Annotated in this window: 15 protein-coding genes; 9 read left to right on the top strand and 6 right to left on the bottom strand. The window is 67.0% G+C overall.

Features of this window, described 5'->3' with window-relative positions; all coding sequences use genetic code 11:
• Positions 1 to 4: 4 nt before the first annotated feature.
• Positions 5 to 2,107, bottom strand: a complete 2,103-nt coding sequence (gene dnaA, locus ACFQ9K_RS13565; protein ID WP_378716936.1) for a chromosomal replication initiator protein DnaA — start codon at positions 2,105 to 2,107, stop codon at positions 5 to 7.
• A gap of 665 nt (positions 2,108 to 2,772) precedes the next feature.
• Here dnaA and rpmH point away from each other — a divergent pair.
• The 9 genes from rpmH to ACFQ9K_RS13520 all read left to right on the top strand — a co-directional run bounded on the left by rpmH (position 2,773) and on the right by ACFQ9K_RS13520 (position 15,367).
• Positions 2,773 to 2,916 carry a 50S ribosomal protein L34 gene (rpmH, locus tag ACFQ9K_RS13560; protein ID WP_005516618.1) on the top strand — a complete coding sequence of 48 codons (144 nt, stop codon included), beginning with the start codon at positions 2,773 to 2,775 and terminating at the stop codon, positions 2,914 to 2,916.
• An 18-nt stretch (positions 2,917 to 2,934) separates the two neighbouring features.
• Complete coding sequence (rnpA, locus tag ACFQ9K_RS13555; protein ID WP_378716937.1) at positions 2,935 to 3,369, top strand: ribonuclease P protein component; 435 nt, start codon at positions 2,935 to 2,937, stop codon at positions 3,367 to 3,369.
• Positions 3,366 to 3,764 carry a membrane protein insertion efficiency factor YidD gene (gene yidD / locus ACFQ9K_RS13550; protein ID WP_378716938.1) on the top strand — a complete coding sequence of 133 codons (399 nt, stop codon included), beginning with the start codon at positions 3,366 to 3,368 and terminating at the stop codon, positions 3,762 to 3,764. Before rnpA ends, yidD begins: the two co-directional genes overlap by 4 nt.
• Positions 3,765 to 3,768: 4 nt before the next feature.
• Positions 3,769 to 4,869 (top strand): membrane protein insertase YidC, encoded by a 1,101-nt coding sequence (gene yidC, locus ACFQ9K_RS13545; RefSeq protein ID WP_378716939.1) that lies wholly within the window; start codon positions 3,769 to 3,771, stop codon positions 4,867 to 4,869.
• Positions 4,870 to 4,974: 105 nt separating this feature from the next.
• Positions 4,975 to 5,526 carry a protein jag gene (locus ACFQ9K_RS13540; RefSeq protein WP_378716940.1) on the top strand — a complete coding sequence of 184 codons (552 nt, stop codon included), beginning with the start codon at positions 4,975 to 4,977 and terminating at the stop codon, positions 5,524 to 5,526.
• Positions 5,527 to 5,682: 156 nt separating this feature from the next.
• Positions 5,683 to 6,471 (top strand): 16S rRNA (guanine(527)-N(7))-methyltransferase RsmG, encoded by a 789-nt coding sequence (gene rsmG, locus ACFQ9K_RS13535; protein ID WP_378716942.1) that lies wholly within the window; start codon positions 5,683 to 5,685, stop codon positions 6,469 to 6,471.
• A 5,792-nt stretch (positions 6,472 to 12,263) separates the two neighbouring features.
• On the top strand, positions 12,264 to 13,220 hold the full coding sequence (locus ACFQ9K_RS13530) for a ParA family protein (RefSeq protein ID WP_378716972.1): 957 nt from the start codon (positions 12,264 to 12,266) through the stop codon (positions 13,218 to 13,220).
• 69 nt (positions 13,221 to 13,289) lie between these two features.
• Positions 13,290 to 14,309: a ParB/RepB/Spo0J family partition protein gene (locus ACFQ9K_RS13525; RefSeq protein WP_378716944.1), complete on the top strand. Its 1,020-nt coding sequence runs from the start codon at positions 13,290 to 13,292 to the stop codon at positions 14,307 to 14,309.
• A gap of 323 nt (positions 14,310 to 14,632) precedes the next feature.
• Positions 14,633 to 15,367 (top strand): GNAT family N-acetyltransferase, encoded by a 735-nt coding sequence (locus ACFQ9K_RS13520; protein WP_378716974.1) that lies wholly within the window; start codon positions 14,633 to 14,635, stop codon positions 15,365 to 15,367.
• A gap of 51 nt (positions 15,368 to 15,418) precedes the next feature.
• Here the strand turns inward: ACFQ9K_RS13520 and ACFQ9K_RS13515 are convergent, their stop codons facing one another.
• The 5 genes from ACFQ9K_RS13515 to sigM all read right to left on the bottom strand — a co-directional run bounded on the left by ACFQ9K_RS13515 (position 15,419) and on the right by sigM (position 20,167).
• Positions 15,419 to 16,612, bottom strand: a complete 1,194-nt coding sequence (locus ACFQ9K_RS13515; RefSeq protein ID WP_378716945.1) for an N-acetylmuramoyl-L-alanine amidase — start codon at positions 16,610 to 16,612, stop codon at positions 15,419 to 15,421.
• A gap of 189 nt (positions 16,613 to 16,801) precedes the next feature.
• A complete protein-coding gene (gene trxA / locus ACFQ9K_RS13510) occupies positions 16,802 to 17,140 on the bottom strand; it encodes a thioredoxin (RefSeq protein ID WP_364725637.1) in 339 nt (112 codons plus the stop codon).
• A gap of 73 nt (positions 17,141 to 17,213) precedes the next feature.
• The gene (gene trxB / locus ACFQ9K_RS13505; RefSeq protein WP_378716947.1) at positions 17,214 to 18,200 is read right to left on the bottom strand and encodes a thioredoxin-disulfide reductase; all 987 of its coding nucleotides are present in this window, start codon (positions 18,198 to 18,200) and stop codon (positions 17,214 to 17,216) included.
• Positions 18,201 to 18,355: 155 nt separating this feature from the next.
• Positions 18,356 to 19,504: a hypothetical protein gene (locus tag ACFQ9K_RS13500; RefSeq protein WP_378716949.1), complete on the bottom strand. Its 1,149-nt coding sequence runs from the start codon at positions 19,502 to 19,504 to the stop codon at positions 18,356 to 18,358.
• Positions 19,505 to 19,606: 102 nt separating this feature from the next.
• A complete protein-coding gene (gene sigM / locus ACFQ9K_RS13495; RefSeq protein ID WP_378716975.1) occupies positions 19,607 to 20,167 on the bottom strand; it encodes an RNA polymerase sigma factor SigM in 561 nt (186 codons plus the stop codon).
• Between the last annotated feature and the right edge of the window lie 137 nt (positions 20,168 to 20,304).

Below are 20,304 nucleotides of genomic sequence, written 5' to 3'. Positions count from 1 at the left end.
AAACTCAGCGCGAGCGTTGCTTGATCCGGGCTGTTAGTTCTTGCACCTGGTCATAGACCCGGCGCCGCTCGGTCATCTCCTTGCGGATCTTCTTCTCCGCGTACATCACCGTGGTGTGGTCCCGGCCGAACGCCTGGCCGATCTTCGGCAGCGACAGATCGGTCAGCTCACGGCACAGGTACATGGCGATCTGCCGCGCCTGCGCCAGCGGCCGCGCCTTGCCCGGCCCGGTCAGCTCCTCGAGCGTGGTGTTGAAGTACTCCGCGGTCACGGCCATGATCGTCGCCGCGTTGATCTCCAGCGCCGCGGTATCCGGCATCAGGTCGCGCAGCACCACCTCGGCCAGTGGCAGGTCCAGCGGCTGACCGTTCAGCGACGCGAACGCGGTCACCCGGATCAGCGCGCCTTCCAGCTCGCGGATATTGCGTTCCACCCTGGTGGCGATCAGTTCCATCACGTCGTGCGGCACGTCGAGCCGGTCCATCCGCGCCTTCTTGCGCAGGATGGCGATGCGGGTCTCCAGCTCGGGCGGCTGCACATCGGTGATCAGGCCCCACTCGAACCGGGTGCGCAGCCGTTCCTCCAGCGTGGCCAGCTGTTTGGGCGGGCGGTCGGAGGACACGACGATCTGCTTGTTCGCGTTGTGCAGGGTGTTGAAGGTGTGGAAGAACTCCTCCTGGATGCCTTCCTTACCCTCGATGAACTGGATGTCGTCGACCAGCAGGATGTCGGTCTCCCGGTAGCGGCGCTTGAACGCCACCTTCCGGTCGTCGCGCAGGCTGTTGATGAAGTCGTTGGTGAACTCTTCGGTCGAGACGTACTTCACCCGCATGCCGGGGAACAGCCGCTGGGCGTAGTGGCCGGCCGCGTGTAGTAGGTGCGTCTTGCCCAAACCCGAAGCGCCCCAAACGAATAGGGGGTTGTAAGCCCGAGCCGGGGCCTCCGCGATGGCGACCGCCGCGGCGTGCGCGAAGCGGTTCGAGGCCCCGATGACGAAGGTCTCGAAGGTGTACTTCGCGTTCAGGCTGGCCGAGGAGCTCGACGGCGCGGAGCTCTCCTGTGACTTGGTGAAGTAGGTCGGCCAGGAATTACGGGCGTTGACCACCGGCTCGTCGTCCCGGTCGGCGCGCGGGCTCTCCGATTCGCGGACCGACTCGTGCGCGGCCGCCATGCCCTGATCGTCGGACTCCGTGGCCTCGCGCACGGGAGTGCGGACCGGACCGCGCATGGTGGCCGGGCCGGGGTCGGGGGTGAACAGGGACTCCTGGCCGGGCGGGATGGACTCGCGCCGCGGCGGCAGGCCCTGGTCGCGGCGTTGCGCGGGTGCCTGGTCGTGCCGCGGTGCGGACTGCATCTCGGCCGGGGGCTGGTAGTCGCCCCGCTCCTGGTACTCGTCGCGGGCGTAGTCCTGCCGGTCGTATTCGCCGGTGGCGGGGTATTCGGGGGCGTACTCGCTGCCGGCGTAGTCGGAGCCGCCGTTGTAGCTGGGGGCGGGAGCGTATTCGCTGGACTGGGCGTAGCGCGGCTGCTGGTAGTCGTCGCGACCCTGGAAATCGTCGCGACCCTGGTAATCGTCGCGACCCTGGTAATCGCCGCCGGGATAGCCGGCCGGGGCGTGTCCGTTGTCGCGGTGACCATTGTCTCCGGGACCGTTGTCGCGGTGACCGTTGTCTCGGAGGCCGTTATCGCGAGGTCCGTTGTCCCGGGGGTCCGCGTCACGCGGTCCGCTGTCCCGGGGACCGTTGTCCCTGGGGCGCGACGGCATGCTCGTCATCCGGGCGTGCCGGGGGTTGTTGCTGTTCCGGTCGCCGGCCGGGGCGGCAGGCGCGGCGATCCGCACGCCGAGTCCCTCCACCTGTGGACCGAGCCGCCGGGCCAGCGATCGCAGGATCGGCTCGCGCAGATCGCGTTCAATGGCCTCCTGAGCCAGCGAGGAAGGCACCGAGAGCAGGGCGAATCCCTGCGCCACCGTCAGCGGCTTGACCAGTTTCAGCCAGGCCTGCTGTGCTCTGGTCACCGGCGGAATGGCACCGTCGGTCGAGCCGGTGGTCAGCTCGGCAACTACCTCGGGCCACACCGTGGCCAACACGTTCTGCTCGTCGTCCATGCAGTTTCCTCCCCGGAAGTAGGTCGATAGGAGCAGACGGCCGGGGCACGCGGGGAGGCAGTGGTGACGACCATGCTCGGGTCGGTACCGTGATCCTGCGTACGTCCGTAACCGGTTCGAGCGCTGCCCGGATCCCCATTCCGAGCGGCGACGGGGCACCGTCGGCCCTACGAATATGCCACTCCACGGGTCTTTCCACACAATTATCCACAGATGTGGAGAACCCTGGGGAGTTGTGAAATACCGCTTTTCGGCCCGGCGATAGGCCCCTGACCTGCGGGTCTGTAGCAACCCCCTGGCTAAGCAGGTTGGCGACGCGTTCGGGCGTGGCTAGGGGTGTGGACGAACTCACGGTGATACTCACAGGGTCTGACCGTGATATGCACAGCTCTGGGGATCGATCGGCGGAGTTCGTGCTGGTCGGGTGTTCGGGGGCGCTCCGGTGGGGCGAGTTTGACCCGCTCCGAGGCGATCAGTACCCTCGTACAGTCACCCTTTGGTGCGGTGGCGGTCTTGTGCTGACCGCGTGTAGGTCGAGATCGACCGACTGTGCGCCAAGACCGACGCGCCGATGATGACCGGACCTGCGATTCATCGCGAATACCTGTTTCACCGAAATAGCTTCGGGCACCGACTGGTGCCCACTGACTCGAGGAGTGTTGACCGTGGCCAAGGGCAAGCGGACGTTCCAGCCGAACAACCGTCGTCGGGCTCGCGTCCACGGCTTCCGTCTCCGGATGCGCACCCGTGCGGGTCGCGCCATCGTGTCGGCGCGCCGTCGCAAGGGCCGCGCCGAACTCACTGCCTGATCCTCCGCGGACGCTCGGGTGTTGCCTGAGCCGTATCGGTTGCATCATCGTGCCGACTTCTCCCGGACGGTGCGCCGCGGCCAGCGAGTCGGGAGGCGAGATCTGGTCGTACACGTGCTCGCGCACGGGTATGACGGAGTCGTGGACGTGAATGGACGACCTGGTGATTCAGCCGCAGCGCTGGTCCGCGTAGGCGGGCCACGCTTCGGACTGATCGTCAGCAAGGCGGTGGGCAACGCGGTGATTCGACACCGTGTGGCCCGCCGCCTGCGTCATATGTGCCTCCAGATAGTTCCGGAGCTACCCGCCGACGCCGACATCGTGATCCGCGCCCTGCCGGGCGCGGCGACCGCCTCCTCGGAGGAGCTGCTGCGTCAATTGCGCGGCGCGGTCCGCAAACTCGGTGCCGGAACGACCGGCGCGGCAGCCGTCGGATCGGCCGGTCCGGCATGAGCCGCATCGCGAAGATCGGCCGGCTACCGGCGAACGCACTGATCTTTCTGATCGAGTTGTATCGGACCTACGTCTCCCCCACCCGCATGCCGGTGTGCCGATTCACCCCGACCTGCAGCGAGTACGCGGTCACCGCATTGCGAACGCGCGGGCTGTTCGTCGGCCTCGGATTGGCAGCCGTGCGACTGGCCAAATGTGCGCCCTGGCACCCTGGTGGGTGGGACCCCGTTCCGGAGCGGAAGCGAAGCACCGTTCGCACCGCGCCCGGGACCGTGGCAGCCACCGATCCGGCGCCGCAGGAAGCCAACCTGCAGGCCGACCCGGTGTCGGAGCCGAACGCTTGGAAAGGATCACCGCGCGCGGTGATCGGCGATACGAACGACGGGAGTGCATAGAGCCGTGCTCGACTTCATTTATTATCCGGTGTCCTGGATCTTGTGGTTCTGGCACCGGGCGTTCTCGTTGGTGCCCGGTCTCGGTAAAGACAGCGGCATCGCCTGGGCACTCGCCGTCGTCTTCCTGGTCTTCACGTTGCGTGTGCTGCTCTACAAGCCGTTCGTGAAGCAGGTGCGCACCACCAAGCAGATGCAGGAACTGCAGCCCCAGATCAAGGAGCTGCAGAAGAAGTACAAGAACGACCGCCAGAAGATGGCGACCGAGATGCAGAAGCTGCAGAAGGATCACGGCTTCAACCCGTTGATGGGCTGCCTGCCGATCCTCGCGCAGGTTCCGGTGTTCCTCGGCCTGTTCCATGTGCTGCGCTCGTTCAACCGGACCGGCCACGGCTTCGGCCAGCTCGGCATGTCCATCGAGCAGAACGCGAACACGCCGAACTACGTGTTCAACGCGGCCGACGTGCAGTCCTTCCTGAGCGCCCGGCTCTTCGGCGCGCCGATCTCGTCCTTCATCACCATCCCCGACACCGAGCTGCGCGCCTTCGCCATCGACGGCCTCGGGCTGCCGAACAAGGTCAGCATCGCCGTCGTCGCGATCCCGTTGATGATCATCGCCGGCCTGGCGACCCACTTCAATGCCCGCGCCTCGGTGGCCAGGCAGACGCCGGAGGCGGCCGCCAACCCGCAGGCCGCGATGATGAACAAGCTCGCGCTGTGGGTCTTCCCGCTCGGCGTGCTCGTCGGTGGTCCGTTCCTGCCGATCGCCATCCTCCTGTACTGGGTCTCCAATAACATCTGGACCTACGGGCAGCAGCATCTCGTCTTCGGTCGTATGGAGCGCGAAGCGGAAGAGAAGAAACAGGCCAAGCTGGAACAGCGCGCGCAGAACGCGCCGAAACCCGGGGCCAAGCCGGTCAATACGCGGAAGAAGTCGCCGGCCGACGCGGTGGACGCCGTCGATGCGGTGGACGCGGTGGACGCTCCCGCCTCGACCAACGGCACCGCCAAGACCACCAGCAAGGCCGCGGGGCAGCAGCGCAGGCCGAGCGGCCAGAAGCGACCGGGCGGCAACCGTGGCCGGGCGAACCAGAAGCGTCGTCGCTGATCGCAATTCGGTGGTCGGCCGGCCACCACGCTGAGCAACCCCTTGATCGCGCACCGTCCGGCGGCGAGCGCCCGGCGAGCGCGATGAGCAGATGAAGGAAATCAAATGACAGTTGAGACCGACGGAGGGGACGCCACAGTGGCGACGACGATGGTGAACGCCGGAACGGACGCCGACGATGTCGTGAACGATGCCGAGGAAGCCCTGATCGAAGAGGGCGAAATCGCGGGCGACTACCTGGAGCAGTTGCTCGACGTGCTCGACTTCGACGGTGACATCGACCTGGACGTCGAGGGTGACCGCGCCATCGTCAGCATCGACGGTGGCCGGGATCTGTCAAAGCTGGTGGGCCGCAACGGCGAAACGCTCGACGCGCTACAGGAGCTGACCCGGCTGGCCGTGCAGCAGGCGACCGGCGTGCGCAGCCGGCTGATGCTGGACGTGGCCGGCTGGCGGGCCAAGCGCCGGGAGGACCTGAGCGCGCTCGGCACCGCCGCCGCGCAGCGGGTGCTGGAATCCGGTGCGCCGGAGGCGCTCTCCCCCATGACGCCGTTCGAACGCAAGATCGTGCACGACGCGGTGTCGGTCATCGACGGTGTCGCCAGCGAGAGCGAAGGCGTCGAGCCGAACCGGCATGTGGTAGTTGTTCCGTCCTGACCGATAGCGGGACACGTTAGGGCCCGGCGTATTTCGTCACCCTGACGGGTAATGGTTGGATAGGGCCTCTGGTCTTCGGATCGGGGGCCTTGTTCATGTCCCGGCACCTGATTGTCCGCGCGTCGCCGGTCCCCTGATCGACTCGAGTTCGGAAGGATGTTTCACGTGGAACGAGATCTCGGTGATGCCACCGCACTGCCCGCCGAGCTGGAACCGCCAGCCTCGGCCGCGGCGGTGTTCGGCGACCGACTCGATCTCGCCCGCCGGTACTGCGCGGCGCTCGCCACCGCCGGCGTCGAGCGCGGGCTGATCGGTCCGCGGGAGGTCCCCAGGCTCTGGGATCGCCACATCCTCAACTGCGCGGTGATCGGCGAACTGATCGTCGAGGGCTCCTCGGTCGTCGACATCGGCAGCGGCGCCGGACTCCCCGGCATTCCGCTCGCCATCGCCCGACCGGACCTGCGCATCACCCTGGTCGAGCCGCTGCTGCGCCGCACCATCTTCCTGAGCGAGTTCATCGAGGCGGCCGGTCTGGATGTCACCGTCGTGCGCGGCCGGGCCGAGCAGTCCGGTGTGCTGAAGGAGGCCGGCGGCGCCGACGTAGTCACCTCCCGCGCGGTAGCGCCCCTGGGCAAGCTCGCCCAGTGGTCCCTCCCCCTGTTGCGCGACCACGGCCGAATGCTCGCCCTCAAGGGCGTAAGCGCGGCCGAGGAACTCGCCCGCGACGGCGAGGCACTCGAGCGAGCCGGCGCAGGCAACCCCATGGTCGTCGAATGCGGAGCCGGCCTGGTCTCCACCCCCACCCTCATCATCAGCGCCGAACGCCTCCCCCGCGCCGAGCGCGCGCCCCGACGCCGTAGCGAGAACGCGACCGCGCGTCGAGAGGCGAAGGCGGCGAAGCGGGCCGGTGAGGCCGGGGTTGGCCGGACGCGAAAGGCGAAGTAGCACACGGGTTTCGTCCCGGTGCCTCGTGCCCGACGCCTGGGTGATCCCAATGATCCGGCATCGCGACGACTGGGCCTTACGAGCCGCTGGTTCGGTATCCTGGCGACTCGGTATGCGGGTCATCGGCGACTTCGTGATTCCGCAACTTCCCCTCGGCGTCCAAGCACCTGGACGGCTCGTCAACTAAACCGGGCCAGCGACAAGGTGCACGGCGACCCTGTGCTCACGGTCTGAAATCCGTGCGACTCGCGACCGCGGTCTAGCACCTGGTGCCCGACGTCAGCAGACGGCCCCCCTCCGACGACCCCCGACCCTAGATCGGCGCACCAGCGCCCGGCGATCCGCGACCAACGACCTAACGTCCAAGGGCCACAACGCGACCTCGAGACTCCCATCGGACCGGGCACCACGTCTCGGTGACCCTGGCCGCCGAGTCCGTCCCGCCTCGCTCCAGCACACGGTTACCCGCGATCTACCGGCCTGGTACCTCCGCCCCTCCGACCCGCCACCTGCGGATCAACGGCTCGCGACCATCGGCTCACGACCAACGACCAACGACCAACGACCCGCGACCCGCGACCCGCGACCGGCGACTCGCGATCGGTGTCCCGCGACCGGCGACTCGCGATCGGTGTCCCGCGATCGGCGACCCGCGATCGGCGACCCGCGACTCTCGACGCGACTCGCGATCGGCTATCCGGCGGCGCTGCCCGCCGATGCGCGACCATCGGTCAACGTCCAAGTGGCACAACGCCGCCCGAAGGTTCCCGTTGGACCCGGGACTCAGGTCTCGGTGATTGGCCGCCGAGTCCGTGCCGCTGCGATCCGGCATACATTGGCCCGCGATCCGGCACCCCTCGGACCTACTGACCTGCCTTTCTCGCCGCCCCGCCATTCGTCAGGCGGACGACTGGCTCAGCGATTTCGTCACTCAGCCAGCCCACTTGGGGATTTGGCGATCTAGGGATCAATGCGGTCTGCTACCTCGGTAGCATGGCTGGCCCTGCCAACCGGTAAACCTGATCGCCCGACGACTTCGCGACTCAGAGGCCTGAGGTCTGGCTGGCTCGGACGCCCAAACCCCCTCAGCGACAAGGGGACTCGGTGCCTCGCAACCCGGTGCTTCGACAATCCGATGCTCAGCGACTTATGACCCAGTGACCGCAGTTCTAGTGTCGGTTACATGACGACCTGTCGTCTGGCGCTCTCGATCCACGACTTGGTGAGCCAGCGACACGGCGACCCACGAGCGCCACGTACCCCAGCGCCGCTGCGGCCGGTGTTGCTCCACTCGTCCCAAGTAGGGCATCGGGTGGACCCATGGCTCGGCGGTCCAAACCGGCCCCTCGACAAGGTGACTCGACGGAGCGCTGGCTCGAGCCCGTGCCCTCGCCGTCCTGGGATCTAGGGATCCAGCGCTGTGCAGCGGTGCCAATGGTCCGTGTGGCACGCGACGATCCAGACGCCCGACTACTCCACCGTCCGGGATGGCCTGCCGGTGGTGCCGCCCCACGAGAAGGCGACTCAACGGACGCTGTGCCCCGGCGACTCGGCATACTGCGGGCGAGAGCAAGCACATCTGATGCTCGGCCACTTGCGATCCGGCGATCTGCGATGCACCGTCTGTGACTCGGCGAAGTGGAGATGGGGAGATCAAAGCAGCCTAGTATTGCCCGTTGCCCGTTGCCCGTTGCCCGTTGCCCGTTGCCCGTTGCCCGTTGCCCGTCGCCCGTCGCCGGGTGGCCGTGCGACCGGTTACCTCGCAACTTCGAGTGCGGCGACCCGGTCGCCTCTAGAGATGGTCATCCAACGATCCGGGGCGAGCAAACTAGCGGCCGGCGGCGCACGGAGGTGACCGTCTCACGTTTCTGTGACCGCGGCGCCCCATCCTCTGGCGATGGGCTGATCGGCTGTTGTTGGCGGGAACGCGGGCCGCCGTTGGCGCAGAGGATCTCTTTCGGTATTTGGCAACACGTCGTCAACGTGTGCTGCTCTGCTGTCAACTCAAGCGTCACGTGACTCTTGAGATGGAGGGGGCGGTGGTCGGCTCCGCGAGGCGGCGGGAGTTCGATGTTTCATGTGAAACCGCCGGGCGACTCCTTCGCTCCGCCCAGTGGGAGTTGCCATGGATGTGAACTGGCTCGTTTGACTTGGTTGATGATGTGGCGTCGGCGCGCGGTTCAGTTCCGTGACGGTGGGGTGTCGATTGACCACACTCGCCCGATCCCCGCGTGAGGCGACACGTTGTGTCGCATCCAGCTCGCGTGACTCGGTGCTTCCCTCATGTCCAGTCGAGATCACTTCGGCGTCCGCTGCACGGCGAAATCTGCGGGTGCCGGTCGCAGCGCAACAAGCTCAGACTGGATCAACGGGAATCGCGTTTGACTGAGTGGACTGAGTTGCCCAGCCGGTTTCACATGAAACATCGTCCGATCGAGCGCCCGCTACTGGTTGCCCTAAGAGCGGTGCGCCGTGCGGTGGATGGAGCGCGGCAGCGCCGTTGCGATTGCTTTGCCCCACCGCGTTGAACTGCGTCCCGGTGAACCCGCGTCTCTCCGCCCGCGAAGGGCGTAGTTGCAAAAGGTTGTCCTCACGCAGTTCGTCACACACTGCGGGGCTGCTTGCCCGTTCATCGGATCGACCGTGCGTGCTGAACCCACAGTCCGAGGAAGCGCCGGGAGATCCAGCAAACCCGCGCGATCGGCTGAACTCATTTATGCGCAACCGAAGTCGCCTCTGACTCTCATCCATGGCTGTGGCTGTGCGGGCACCTATTCGCAGATCGTCCAACTGCGAGCCACTCTGCCCCTCGGTACCCCCCAATTCGGGGAGTAGCTAACGGGGCGATGTTTCATGTGAAACCGCCGGAATGGCCGAATGGTCTCGGCTGTCAGTTCTCGACCCTCTCGATGAAATCAGCGCGGATGCGCACACCGTGCCAGCCGCCGGATGGGACGCGCATGCTCCCCTCTCTGATCTGATCCACTGCTCTGTGAACCACATTTGGTGCCTCGGCTCCCCCTGCCTTCGACTAGCTGTCCGCGGTACGAGGCACGCGGCGGTATGGCGGTGCGACTGGTCGACAGCGTCCGCGGTGCGATGAGCAATGCGCGATATGCGGTCGGGCAATGAGGGTCGACGACCGCGAGCAACCCCGCTTCGGAGGGACAGCATCCGAGTGACGGGTGCGCGAGACCGCCGGCCCGGTCACCTCACGACCCGTCCCTCATGGCGAGTCCGTGACCTCGCAGCCCGCCGACTCGATGGCCCAGCAGCCCGTGAACTCAGCAACCCCCGACGACTTGCCGACCCGACACCTCGCCAACTTGCAACCTGTCGGTCTCGCTCCCCTCCCCTCCGTCCCTCGTGCCCGGCGATCCGATGAACAATGGTGGCCCGGCCGACCCGCCTGACGAGGTGATGACACGACCGCGAACGATAACGAGAGACAGCACGCGAGACCGCCCACCAGGCCAACTCGCGACCTGTCCCTAGCGAATCCGCGGAACCCGGCAGCCCGTCGACTCGGCAGCCCGTCCATTTGTTAGCCCGTCCACTTGGTAGCTCGTCGAGTTGGTGGCTCGTCGAGTTGGTGGCTCGTCGAGTTGGTGGCTCGTCGAGTTGGTGGTCCGTCGAGTTGGTGGCTTGGCGGCTTCGCCAACCTCCGATCTGCCAGCCTCACGTGCATGCGGTCAGCGATCAGGCGACCTGGTGGCGGCCCGTCGATACGGCCGATGTGGCAGATACGGGTTGACCACTCGACCGCGACCGGAGGCTGAGGGACGGCCTGCGAGACCCACTGACCCGGCCACGCCATGCCGCGCTAACCCAGGTGACCGAGCGATCGGCACCGCCCCGCGACTCGGCCACCGGGCGACCTCGCGACCCGATCTCGGCAGTCAGCGACTCGGCAACCTCGTGAGTCGGCAGCTCGGCGACTCGATGGCTCCACGACCCTGCGGACGCCGCCGACCCTTGACCCGCGACTCGTTCGCCTCGTGCCTCGTGACCCGGCGGCCCGGGTTGACGACGCGAGTCGGCCGACGAGCGACGGCTCGCAAGGCATGCCGCGCGTGACCCGCTGACCCGGCAACCTCGTGACTCGGCAAGCCGTGACTCGGTGCCTCTCCCTGAGTCCTGTGACTAGGCGGTCTCGTCGACCCTCATGAACGCCACCAATCCGCGAGCCGTTCACCTCGCGCTGTGTGCCCCGGCGATCCGGCCCGGCGAACCTTGCCCCGGCGAACCCGGGAATCGGTGAACCCCGGGAATCGGTGAACCCGGCGATCGGCGAACCGGGTTGCTGACGCGACCGCGATCAAAGCGACTAGCGATGCCGCGTGAGACCCGCTGACCCGGCGACGTCATGCCGCGCCAATGTGCCGACGTGCCGACGTGCCGACGTGCCGACGTGGCGACGTGGCGACGTGGCGACGTGGCGACGTGGCGAGGCGGCGAGGCGGCGAGGCGGTGACGTGGGCGGGGTGGCGAGGCGGCGCGGCGGTGACGTGGGCGGGGTGGCGAGGCGGTGACGTGGCGAGGCGGTGAGGCGGTGACGTGGCGAGGCGGTGACGTGGGCGAGGTGGTGGGGTGGCGGGTGATGACGTGATGACATGGCGGGCTGGAGACTCGGCACCCCTCTATTACTCGTGACTACGCGACCGGCGCTCTCGTCGCTCCGTGGCTCGGCCTTCGGCAACCTCGCGACTCGATTGCCCGCGGACTGTTGCCCGGCAGTCGGTGGTTCGGCAGCCTGGCGAATCGATGACTCCCCGACTCCTGCGACTTGGCGCGTTGGCGAGTGGCGAGCCGTTGACCCGAAAGACCACTACCGCGGTTTGGGTCGGTAGGGCTGACGGGCGGGCCGAACGCCAGAGTGGCAATGGACGCTGGGGGCTTGGGAAATGGGACTCGCGAGGAGAGGGTGGCATCTCCGTGATTGTCTGCGGTGCGCGTACTCCGGTGGGTTGACTTGCTCGGTGTCTCGCGGACTTCGGCGATATCAGTCTCGATAGGCTTGGGCATCAGGGGTTGGGTTGGAACCGGCGGCGTCGGTCCCGAACAGTTCGACGACGTGGTCGTGGGGTGTGTGTTCGCCGCAGGCGTTGACTGGAGCTCACCCGACGAAGCCAGTTGCCCGCTCGACCCGAAGGGCTTGGTCGAACGCAGCGGCACCGTCGTGCGCACTCGGGCCACTGACTCGTTCATCAAGCGTCTGTCGGGAGCGACTCACTGCAGATGTTTCACGGGAAACGGTGCTACGACTCCAGCCCCGGAGCAAGGCAGGTTGAGGCCGAGTAGATCCCTCGCAGGAGGAGCCTGGAATCCGCAGGGCGCTAGGCATCGCATCGACGGCAGTCGCGCGGTTTCACATGAAACATCGCGACTCGCGACGTGTCTCCTGGCACGGCCATCCACCCCGTAACCCCCTTGGCGGACCCCGTGTTTCATGTGAAACAAGCAGGATCGATGGTTGAAGAAGGACAACTTCGCGTGTCCTCTGCACATTGCCGCGATTCAGCTTTCTTATCGCGCCCGGGGCTGGCAAGCTAGTGAGCGTCGGGCGTGAGCGTAGGTGCCACGGAGGAATTGTGTCGCGACGAGAGCTCCGCTCGGTCGATCGGGCGCCGCGAAACCCGGTTGCGCATCATGTTCGTACCGACACCAGCTGTTTGATGACACGGCGCCGACGCTCGTCGGAAGCACGTGATCTGAAGTTCTCGGGTTAGGAGCTGTCTATGTCGAACGGTCCGGCGAATGTTTCACGGGAAACTACGTCGCGCGTGCCGGGAATGCTGGACTCCAGCAATTTCGACACGGAGACATTCGGAAGCACACCGTTTGGGAACATCTCCCCCAGCGAGACCCCGATCGCGGCCGAAGCACAACGCGCCAGTCAGATCCTCCATCCAGGAAAGGTGACAGTGCAGAAACCGCACGAGCAGCGCATCATCACCATCGCCAATCAGAAGGGCGGCGTCGGGAAGACGACCACCGCGGTCAATCTCGCGGCCGCCCTGGCGCATCAGGGGATGACGGTCCTCGTGATCGATCTGGACCCGCAGGGCAATGCGAGCACGGCCCTCGGGATCGAGCACCACTCGGGTGTCCCGTCCAGTTACGAGCTGCTCATCGGCGAGGTGTCGGTCCGGGACGCGATCCAGCAGAGCCCGCACAACGAGCGCCTGCTGTGCATCCCGGCGACGATCGATCTGGCCGGTGCGGAGATCGAGCTGGTGTCGATGGTGGCACGGGAGGGCCGGCTCAAGGCCGCCATTCAGGAGGCCAACATCGCGGGCTATGACATCGATTACGTGATGATCGACTGCCCGCCGTCGCTCGGCCTGCTGACCGTCAACGCGATGGTCGCGGCCAAGGAGGTGCTGATCCCGATCCAGTGCGAGTACTACGCGCTGGAGGGTGTCGGGCAGCTGCTCCGCAATATCGGTCTGGTGCAGGCGCATCTGAATCCGGACCTGCACGTGTCGACGGTGATCCTCACCATGTACGACGGCCGGACCAAGCTGGCCGACCAGGTCGCCGAGGAGGTCCGCGGCCACTTCGGTGACGCGGTGCTGCGCTCGGTGATCCCGCGCAGTGTGAAGGTGTCCGAGGCGCCGGGCTACGGAATGACGGTACTCGATTATGATCCAGGCTCCCGAGGCGCGATGAGCTACCTCGATGCCGGACGTGAAATGGCGGCCAAGGCAACGGCGCTGGCACATGCCGCGGCCGAAGCCGCGGAGTGATCTGGCTGGATGACGATCGGGTCGGTGAGACCCGGTGTGGTGGCGGAACGAGGAAGGGGTCTTAGACCGATGAGTCAGGCGAAGAAGGGTGGGCTAGGGCGCGGTCTCGCCGCGTTGATCCCGACGGGACCGGCGGCGACGCCGGGGCTCAGCAGTCAAGCGGCCAGCGTCATCGGTCTGGATCCGATCGGGCCGCAGCCCGCGTCGGCCTACCTGCACCGGGTCCCGGACCCGGCCGAGGACGACCTCTCCCCCGGCGGCGCGGTCTACCGCGAGATCCCGCCGGAGCAGATCGAGCCGAACCCGAAGCAGCCGCGGCAGGTGTTCGAGGCCGAGGCGCTGGACGAGCTGGTGCACTCGATCAAGGAATTCGGTCTGATGCAGCCGATCGTGGTGCGTCGGGTCGAGCCGGGGGTGGACAAGTTTCAGCTCGTCATGGGTGAACGCCGGTGGCGCGCTTCGCAGGTCGCCGGCCTGTCCGCGATCCCCGCGATCGTCCGGGAGACCGCCGACGAGTCGATGCTGCGGGACGCGCTGCTGGAGAACATCCACCGCGTGCAGCTCAATCCGCTGGAAGAGGCGGCCGCCTATCAGCAGCTGCTCGAAGAGTTCGGCGTCACCCACGAGGTGCTCGCCGATCGCATCGGCCGGTCCCGCTCCGCCGTGACCAATATGATCCGCCTGCTGAAGTTGCCGATCTCGGTGCAGCGCCGGGTGGCGGCGGGCGTGCTGTCGGCCGGCCACGCGCGAGCACTGCTCGGACTGACCGCGGGCGCGGACGCGCAGGAGGAGCTAGCCAAGCGCGTAGTCGCCGAGGGGCTGTCCGTGCGCAGCACCGAGGAAGCGGTGATCCTGGCCAATCAGGAGACCGCACCGGCGCCGGATCCGGCCGCCCCGCCTACCCCGCAGCGCAAGCCGATTCACATGCCCGGTTTGCAGGACGTGGCGGATCGGTTGTCCGGGTCGTTCGACACCCGGGTGATCGTGAGCATGGGCAAGCGCAAAGGCCGGATTGTCGTCGAGTTCGGCTCGGTCGACGACCTCGAGCGGATCGTCAGCCTCATGGAGCAGAGCAAGCGCGACATGTGACAGAAGTGACAGAAATAGACTTGTGAATGCGACAGGTAAGCCCTTGGGTCCGAAACGTCACTGTGACGGACGCGCGTTTTCCGCGAATTAGCGGAGCGCGTCGGCCCCCGGGCGAACCGGCACAAGTTCTCAACCAACAGCACAGCGACGTGGAATGAGGCGGGTTCTGTTGATCGCTTATTCTTGCTGGCAAGAACATAGTGATGCGGTGTGACTGAAACGCGAACCATGGGCCAGGGTGCCGCACGCGGGCCGGCGTCGAGCACAGGCGAGGCGCGGACATGAGTGTGGACGAATCGGACAGCTGGAGGCTGAGCAGAGCAGTGTCGACCAGCGTCACAGCACTTACCCTCGGCGGGCTCGACAAGCTCCCCGCGCACTCCCGGCGCTGCGTGTTCTGGGAGATGGATCCGGCCGTCGCCGAGGACTCCCGCGGCTTCAGCGATCCGGTCTTCGAAAAGGAGGCCTGGCTGTCCACGGTGCTGCTCGAGTGGGGTTCCTGCGGGCAGGTGGCGAACGTGGACGGCAATGTCGCGGGCTGCGCCCTGTATTCGCCGCCTAGCGCGGTGCCGCGGGCGTCGCTGTTCCCCACCTCACCGGTGAGCCCGGACGCGGTCCTGCTGACCACGCTGCAGGCCGAATTCCCGTACCAGGACAACGAGGTTGCCCACCAGCTGATGCAGGCCGTGGTGGCCGATCTGGTGCGTCGCGGCGTGCGTGCGCTGGAGTCGTTCGGCATCCGATCCGATCCGCCGTCGCAGGCGCTGTCCGAGCGGTTCGGCTCGATGACGCTGATGGAGCGGATCATCTCGCCGATCAAGAGTCCCGGCTCGAACTCCCCCGGTTCGATGGCCGAGTGTTCGCCGGAGACCTGCATGATCGAGGCCGACTTCCTGGAGGAGGTCGGGTTCAAGGTGATCGCGCCGCATCACCGTTTTCCGCGGCTGCGCCTGGAGCTCGATTCCGACCACGGGTGGAAGGAAGACGTGGAGCGCGCGCTCGATCAGCTGCTCGCCGCCGCGGCGATGACTCCCCCGGCGCGCGTCGGAGTTCGCTGAACCCGAGACAGCGAAACGCCCCCGCCGACGAGAACGGCAGGGGCGTTTCGGTTACATGCGGTCCGCGGCGGCCAGTTCCTCCGCCAGCAGTTCCGCGAAAGTGTATGTGCCCGTTGGCTGATCGTCCTGCCCGAGCAGGTAGAGCCGCTTCACCGAGATCAGGATCGCCTCGGCGATCACATCCCGCATGCGCGGATTGGTGAGCACCGCGGCATCGTAATCGTTTGTCAGATAACCGATATCGATCTGTACCGTCGGCATCTTGGTGAGCCGCAACAGATCCCAGGTTCTGGCATGGGTGCGGCAATCCTGTAGGGACGTGCGCGCGACGACCTCACGCTGGATGAATCCGGCCAGTACCTGACCGATCATCGACGCGGAGCCGTGCGAGTTGCCGAAGTAGAAGCCGGCCACACCGTTGGCCAGCGGGCTCGGATTGGTCGCGCAGCGCAGCGAGATCATCAGATCGGCGTCGAAGGCGTTCGAGGTGTCGGCGCGCTCGGCATCGGTCGGGTTGGCGCCCCACGGCCGGGACAGGAACGTCTCCATGCCGGTCGCGGCCATCCGGCCTTCGAGCCGACTGGCCAAGTCCCACAGGATTTCCGACTCGTACACGTCGCCGTATTCGGTCGGCACGGGGTGGCCCTTGTCGGGTCCGCCGAGGCCCGGGTCGATGACGATCCGCTTGCCGGTCAGCTGCGGCCCGGCCCGGTGCACCACCTCTTCCTCGGCGATCCGGTGCGGATTGCCGCCGGTGACGCGGGCGCCGAGCAGGTCGAGCGAGCGCAGCGTGTCCGGCCCGCAGATGCCGTCGGCGGCCAGGCCGATCTCGCGCTGGAAGGAGGTGAGTCCCTCGTGCGTGTGCGGGCCGAAGTAGCCGTCCACCCGGTGCACGTAGAAGCCGAGGTCCTGCAGCTTGCGTTGCAGGGTGGCGACGTCGTCGCCGTACAGCGGCGCGGAGAGCTGATAGATCAGTGTGCGGGCACCGAGGCGGTAGGACGCCTCTTTCAGCGCCCGGTAGGTGGCCGGGCCGACCACACCGTCGACGAGCAGCCCGCGATGCTGTTGGAAGGCGCGGACGGCTGAATCGAGGCGGTGGTCGAAGGAGGCCTCGGTGTCTTTCCAGTACTCGCGGGCGTCGGCGTGATCGGTGTCGACGTGCGCGTGTAAGAACCCGAGACTTGCCAGGGTGCTCCGAACCTCTGCTACGGCTGGACCGCTATCGCCGTGACGAAGTCGGTGCATGCGTGAGAGCCCTTTCCTTCCGTCAATCCGGGTACCCACTCATGCGATGGGATACACCCTGCGCACGACCGGCGTCGGTCGATTGTCTCAGACCCGGACGGGAATTCGGCATTCCCGGGTCCAGGCATCCTACGGCGCGTCGATGGATCTCGACGGCCTTTGGCGCCTACGGCATTTGCGCGACAGGTGTCAGATTTCGCCGTCGAGTTCGCGCAGGAGGGCGGCTTTGCCCTTCGCACCGACGATCTGCTTCACCGGCTTACCGCCGCGGAACAGCATCATAGTGGGCAGCGAGAGGATCTTGTAATCGCGGGCGGTGCCGGGATTGGCGTCGACGTCGACTTTCGCGACGGTCAGCTTGTCCGCGTGGGTGCCTGCGATCTCCTCCAGCACCGGGGCGACCATCTTGCACGGGCCGCACCAGGTGGCCCAGAAGTCGACCAGGACGGGCTTCTCGCTGAGCAGCACATCGTCGGCGAAGGTCGCGTCGGTGACGGTGATCGTGTTCTTGGTGGCACTGTCGGACATGGGTTCTCCTTGCTGAATTACCAATCGCTCCGGTCCCGCCGCTCGCGGTGCGGGCGGCGGGGTGGAGACGACGTCAGTTGGCGGGCACGGCGACCGTGTGGCCCGCGTGATCCAGGGTGTTCGAGCTGATATCGCCCTGCTCGGAAAGCCAGCGCTCGGCGTCGATGGCCGCGCGGCAGCCGGTGCCCGCGGCGGTGATCGCCTGGCGGTAGGTGTGGTCGACCAGGTCGCCCGCAGCGAACACGCCGGGCACCTTGGTCGCGGTGGACGGGTGCACCACCTGCACGTAACCCTCGTCGTCGAGTTCGACCTGGTCCCGGACCAGCTCGCTGCGCGGATCGTGGCCGATCGCGACGAACAGCCCGGTCGCGGCCAGCTCCGAGGTCTCCCCGGTGCGGGTGTCGCGCAGGACCAGGCTGGTCACGCTGCTGTCGCCCTTCACCTCGATGACCTCGGCGTTGAGCCGGAACTTGATCTTCTCGTTGGCCTTGGCCCGCTCCAGCATGATGCGCGAGGCGCGAAACTCCTCGCGCCGGTGCACGATGGTGACGCTGGCCGCGAACTTGGTCAGGAAGGTGGCCTCCTCCATCGCGGAGTCGCCGCCGCCGACCACGACGATGTCCTGGTTCTTGAAGAAGAAGCCGTCGCAGGTGGCACAGGCGCTCACGCCGCGCCCGAGCAGCTCCTGCTCACCGGGCACGTTGAGGTAGCGGGCGGCCGAACCCATGGCCAGGATCACCGCGTAGGCCTGGTAGGTCTCGTCGCCGACGGTGACGGTCTTGATCGGGCCGCTGAGGTCGAGGGCGTCCACGTCTTCGGTGCGGATGTCGGCGCCGAAACGCTTGGCCTGCTCGCGCATCTCCTCCATCAGGTCCGGGCCCATGATGCCGTCGCGGAAGCCGGGGAAGTTCTCCACCTCGGTGGTGGTCATCAGGGCGCCGCCGAACTGGGTGCCTTCGAACACCAGCGGCTGGAGCTCGGCCCTGGCCGCGTACACGGCGGCCGTGTAGCCGGCAGGTCCGGAGCCGACGATGATCAGGTCGCGAACTGGCGCACTCATGAGGCCCTTCCGGGGGGAGAAAACGATTGGACGTCTCGGTCAACAACAGGGTAATGGCTATTGTTCCTGGGCAGGCCGGGTCCTCCGTGAGGTTCGGCTCAGTGCCGCGGGGGTGGTGTTCGGGTATCCGCGCGGGCGATTGTCGCGTGCGTCACTCAACCGATGTCTTGCACGGTGATGAGCTGGGGATCGTCTGTGGTGCAACCGGTTCCGACGACCAACGCGGTGATCTTCGGCGTGCGCGGCCCGGTGAGCAGGATCAGGACCGCGTCCCTGCCCTGTAGGCGGACGTTGTTGGAGCCGAGGATGGTGCGTTCGAGTCCGTTGGCGCGCATGCAGCGTTCCCGGGCGGCCGGGTTGCCGAGCAGGCCGGTGGCATCGTTGCGGCCGAGTGCGCTGAGCATCATGGGTGCGCTGAGATCTTCGCCGAGCTGGGCGACATCCGAGGTCGGTTGGGCCGTCGGGGTGGCGTCGTTGCCGCGCACCACGGTCAGCGCGATGGAGGCGCAGGCGACGACCGCTACGGCGGCGGCTGCGGCGGTGATCCAGCGCAGCCGGCTGCGCCGGTGGTCGTCGAGCGAGATCGGTGCGGCGGGCCGGGTGCCGCGCACCGTGTCCACGTCGGCTTCCGGGTCCTCGGCGTGCGGCGTACGGAGTACCCGCACGGTCTCGTCGTCGGATTCGGCGGCGGCAGTGCGGACGACGCGGACCGTCTCGTCATCGGGCGCAGGCGCTGCCGCGACCGGAGTTCCGATGACCCGCACAGTCTGATCGTCGGTGGCGGACTCCGCCGCGCCGGGACTTCCGGTAACCCGCACTGTCGTGTCATCGGCAACGGACTCCGCTGCGACCGGACTTCCGGTAACCCGAACCGTCGCGTCATCGGCAACAGACTCCGCCGCGACCGGAGCCCGAACGGTCTCCTCGTCGCTAACAGATCGTGCGGCAAGAGGAGTTACGGCACGCACTGTTTCGTCGTCGGTCTCGGGCGTCGACGCGACCGGAAGCCGGTAGATGGTCGCGCCCGTCTCGGTGGGCGCCTCGTCCAGGTCGAATCCGTCGACGAACTCGGCCAGCCGGGCGGCGACGTCGTCGGGCATCGAGTGGATGATGCGATCGCTGCGGCCGAGCGCGCGCAATTCGGCGCTGACGTCGTCCAGCGCGTGCACGAAGCGCAGTGCCGCCCCGTCCTGCCGGACCACGGGCCACAGGTGCTCGCGCAGTTCGGGCGCCACGTTGTCAGCGTGCAGGTCGGCGAGCAACTCCGCCGAGAACGGAGGTTGCGGCATGGACCTGGTTGCCATCGCACCTCCAGTGTTCTCGTCTGACATCGCGGGGGTCCCCTCGGGCCGGGGAGCTACATGGACATCGTCTACGGGTTCGTCACTGTTAATGACGCATCTCGACTACCTCCGGTTCCCCGGATCGCGCAGAAATTCCAATCGTTCTTGCAGACGCTGCCTCCCGCGGGCACAGCGGCTCTTGATCGTTCCCTCCGGAACACCGAGCATAGCGGCGGCTTCGGCCACGCTATACCCCTCGAGATCGATGGCAACGAGGGCGGTGCGCTGATCCGGCGGCAGCGAGAACAGCGCCTGATCCACGACCAGCGACATCTCGAATTCGGCGACCGCGTCCCGGTCGTCGCGGGGTTCCGGCATGCTCTCCGGCGTGAGCGAGACCGCCTTGCGGATCTTGTTGCGCCGGATCCGATCCAGGCAGGCGTTCACCACGATGGCGTGCAGCCAGCTGCGCACCTCGGCCTCGGCCCGGAACGAATGGGCCGTGCGGTGCGCGGACAGCAGCGCGTCCTGCAGGGAATCCGCGGCGTCCTCGCGGGTGTAGGAGGTGCGCAGCGCGGTCTGCCACAGATGATCGTTGTGCCGGCGTAGCAGCTCGGCGAAGGCGTGCCGCTGGCCGCGCACGTGCGCCTGCAACAGCTCGACATCGGTGTAGTCAGCGCCCACGAACGAGCGTTCGCGGTACGCGGCGGACCGCGATGTCCCCCCGCGGAAATCCTCGTTCAGTTCCGACGACAATGCCAACCCCTTGGACAGCGCTCACGGTGGTGACGGACACGGTCGACCATCACCGAAATTTCGCA

Origin of the sequence: Nocardia sp. NPDC056564 (genome assembly GCF_042793755.1) — a bacterium.
Classification (GTDB): Bacteria; Actinomycetota; Actinomycetes; order Mycobacteriales; family Mycobacteriaceae; genus Nocardia.
Note: the sequence above shows the minus strand (reverse complement) of the source record. Positions and strands in the feature narration are given on the sequence as shown.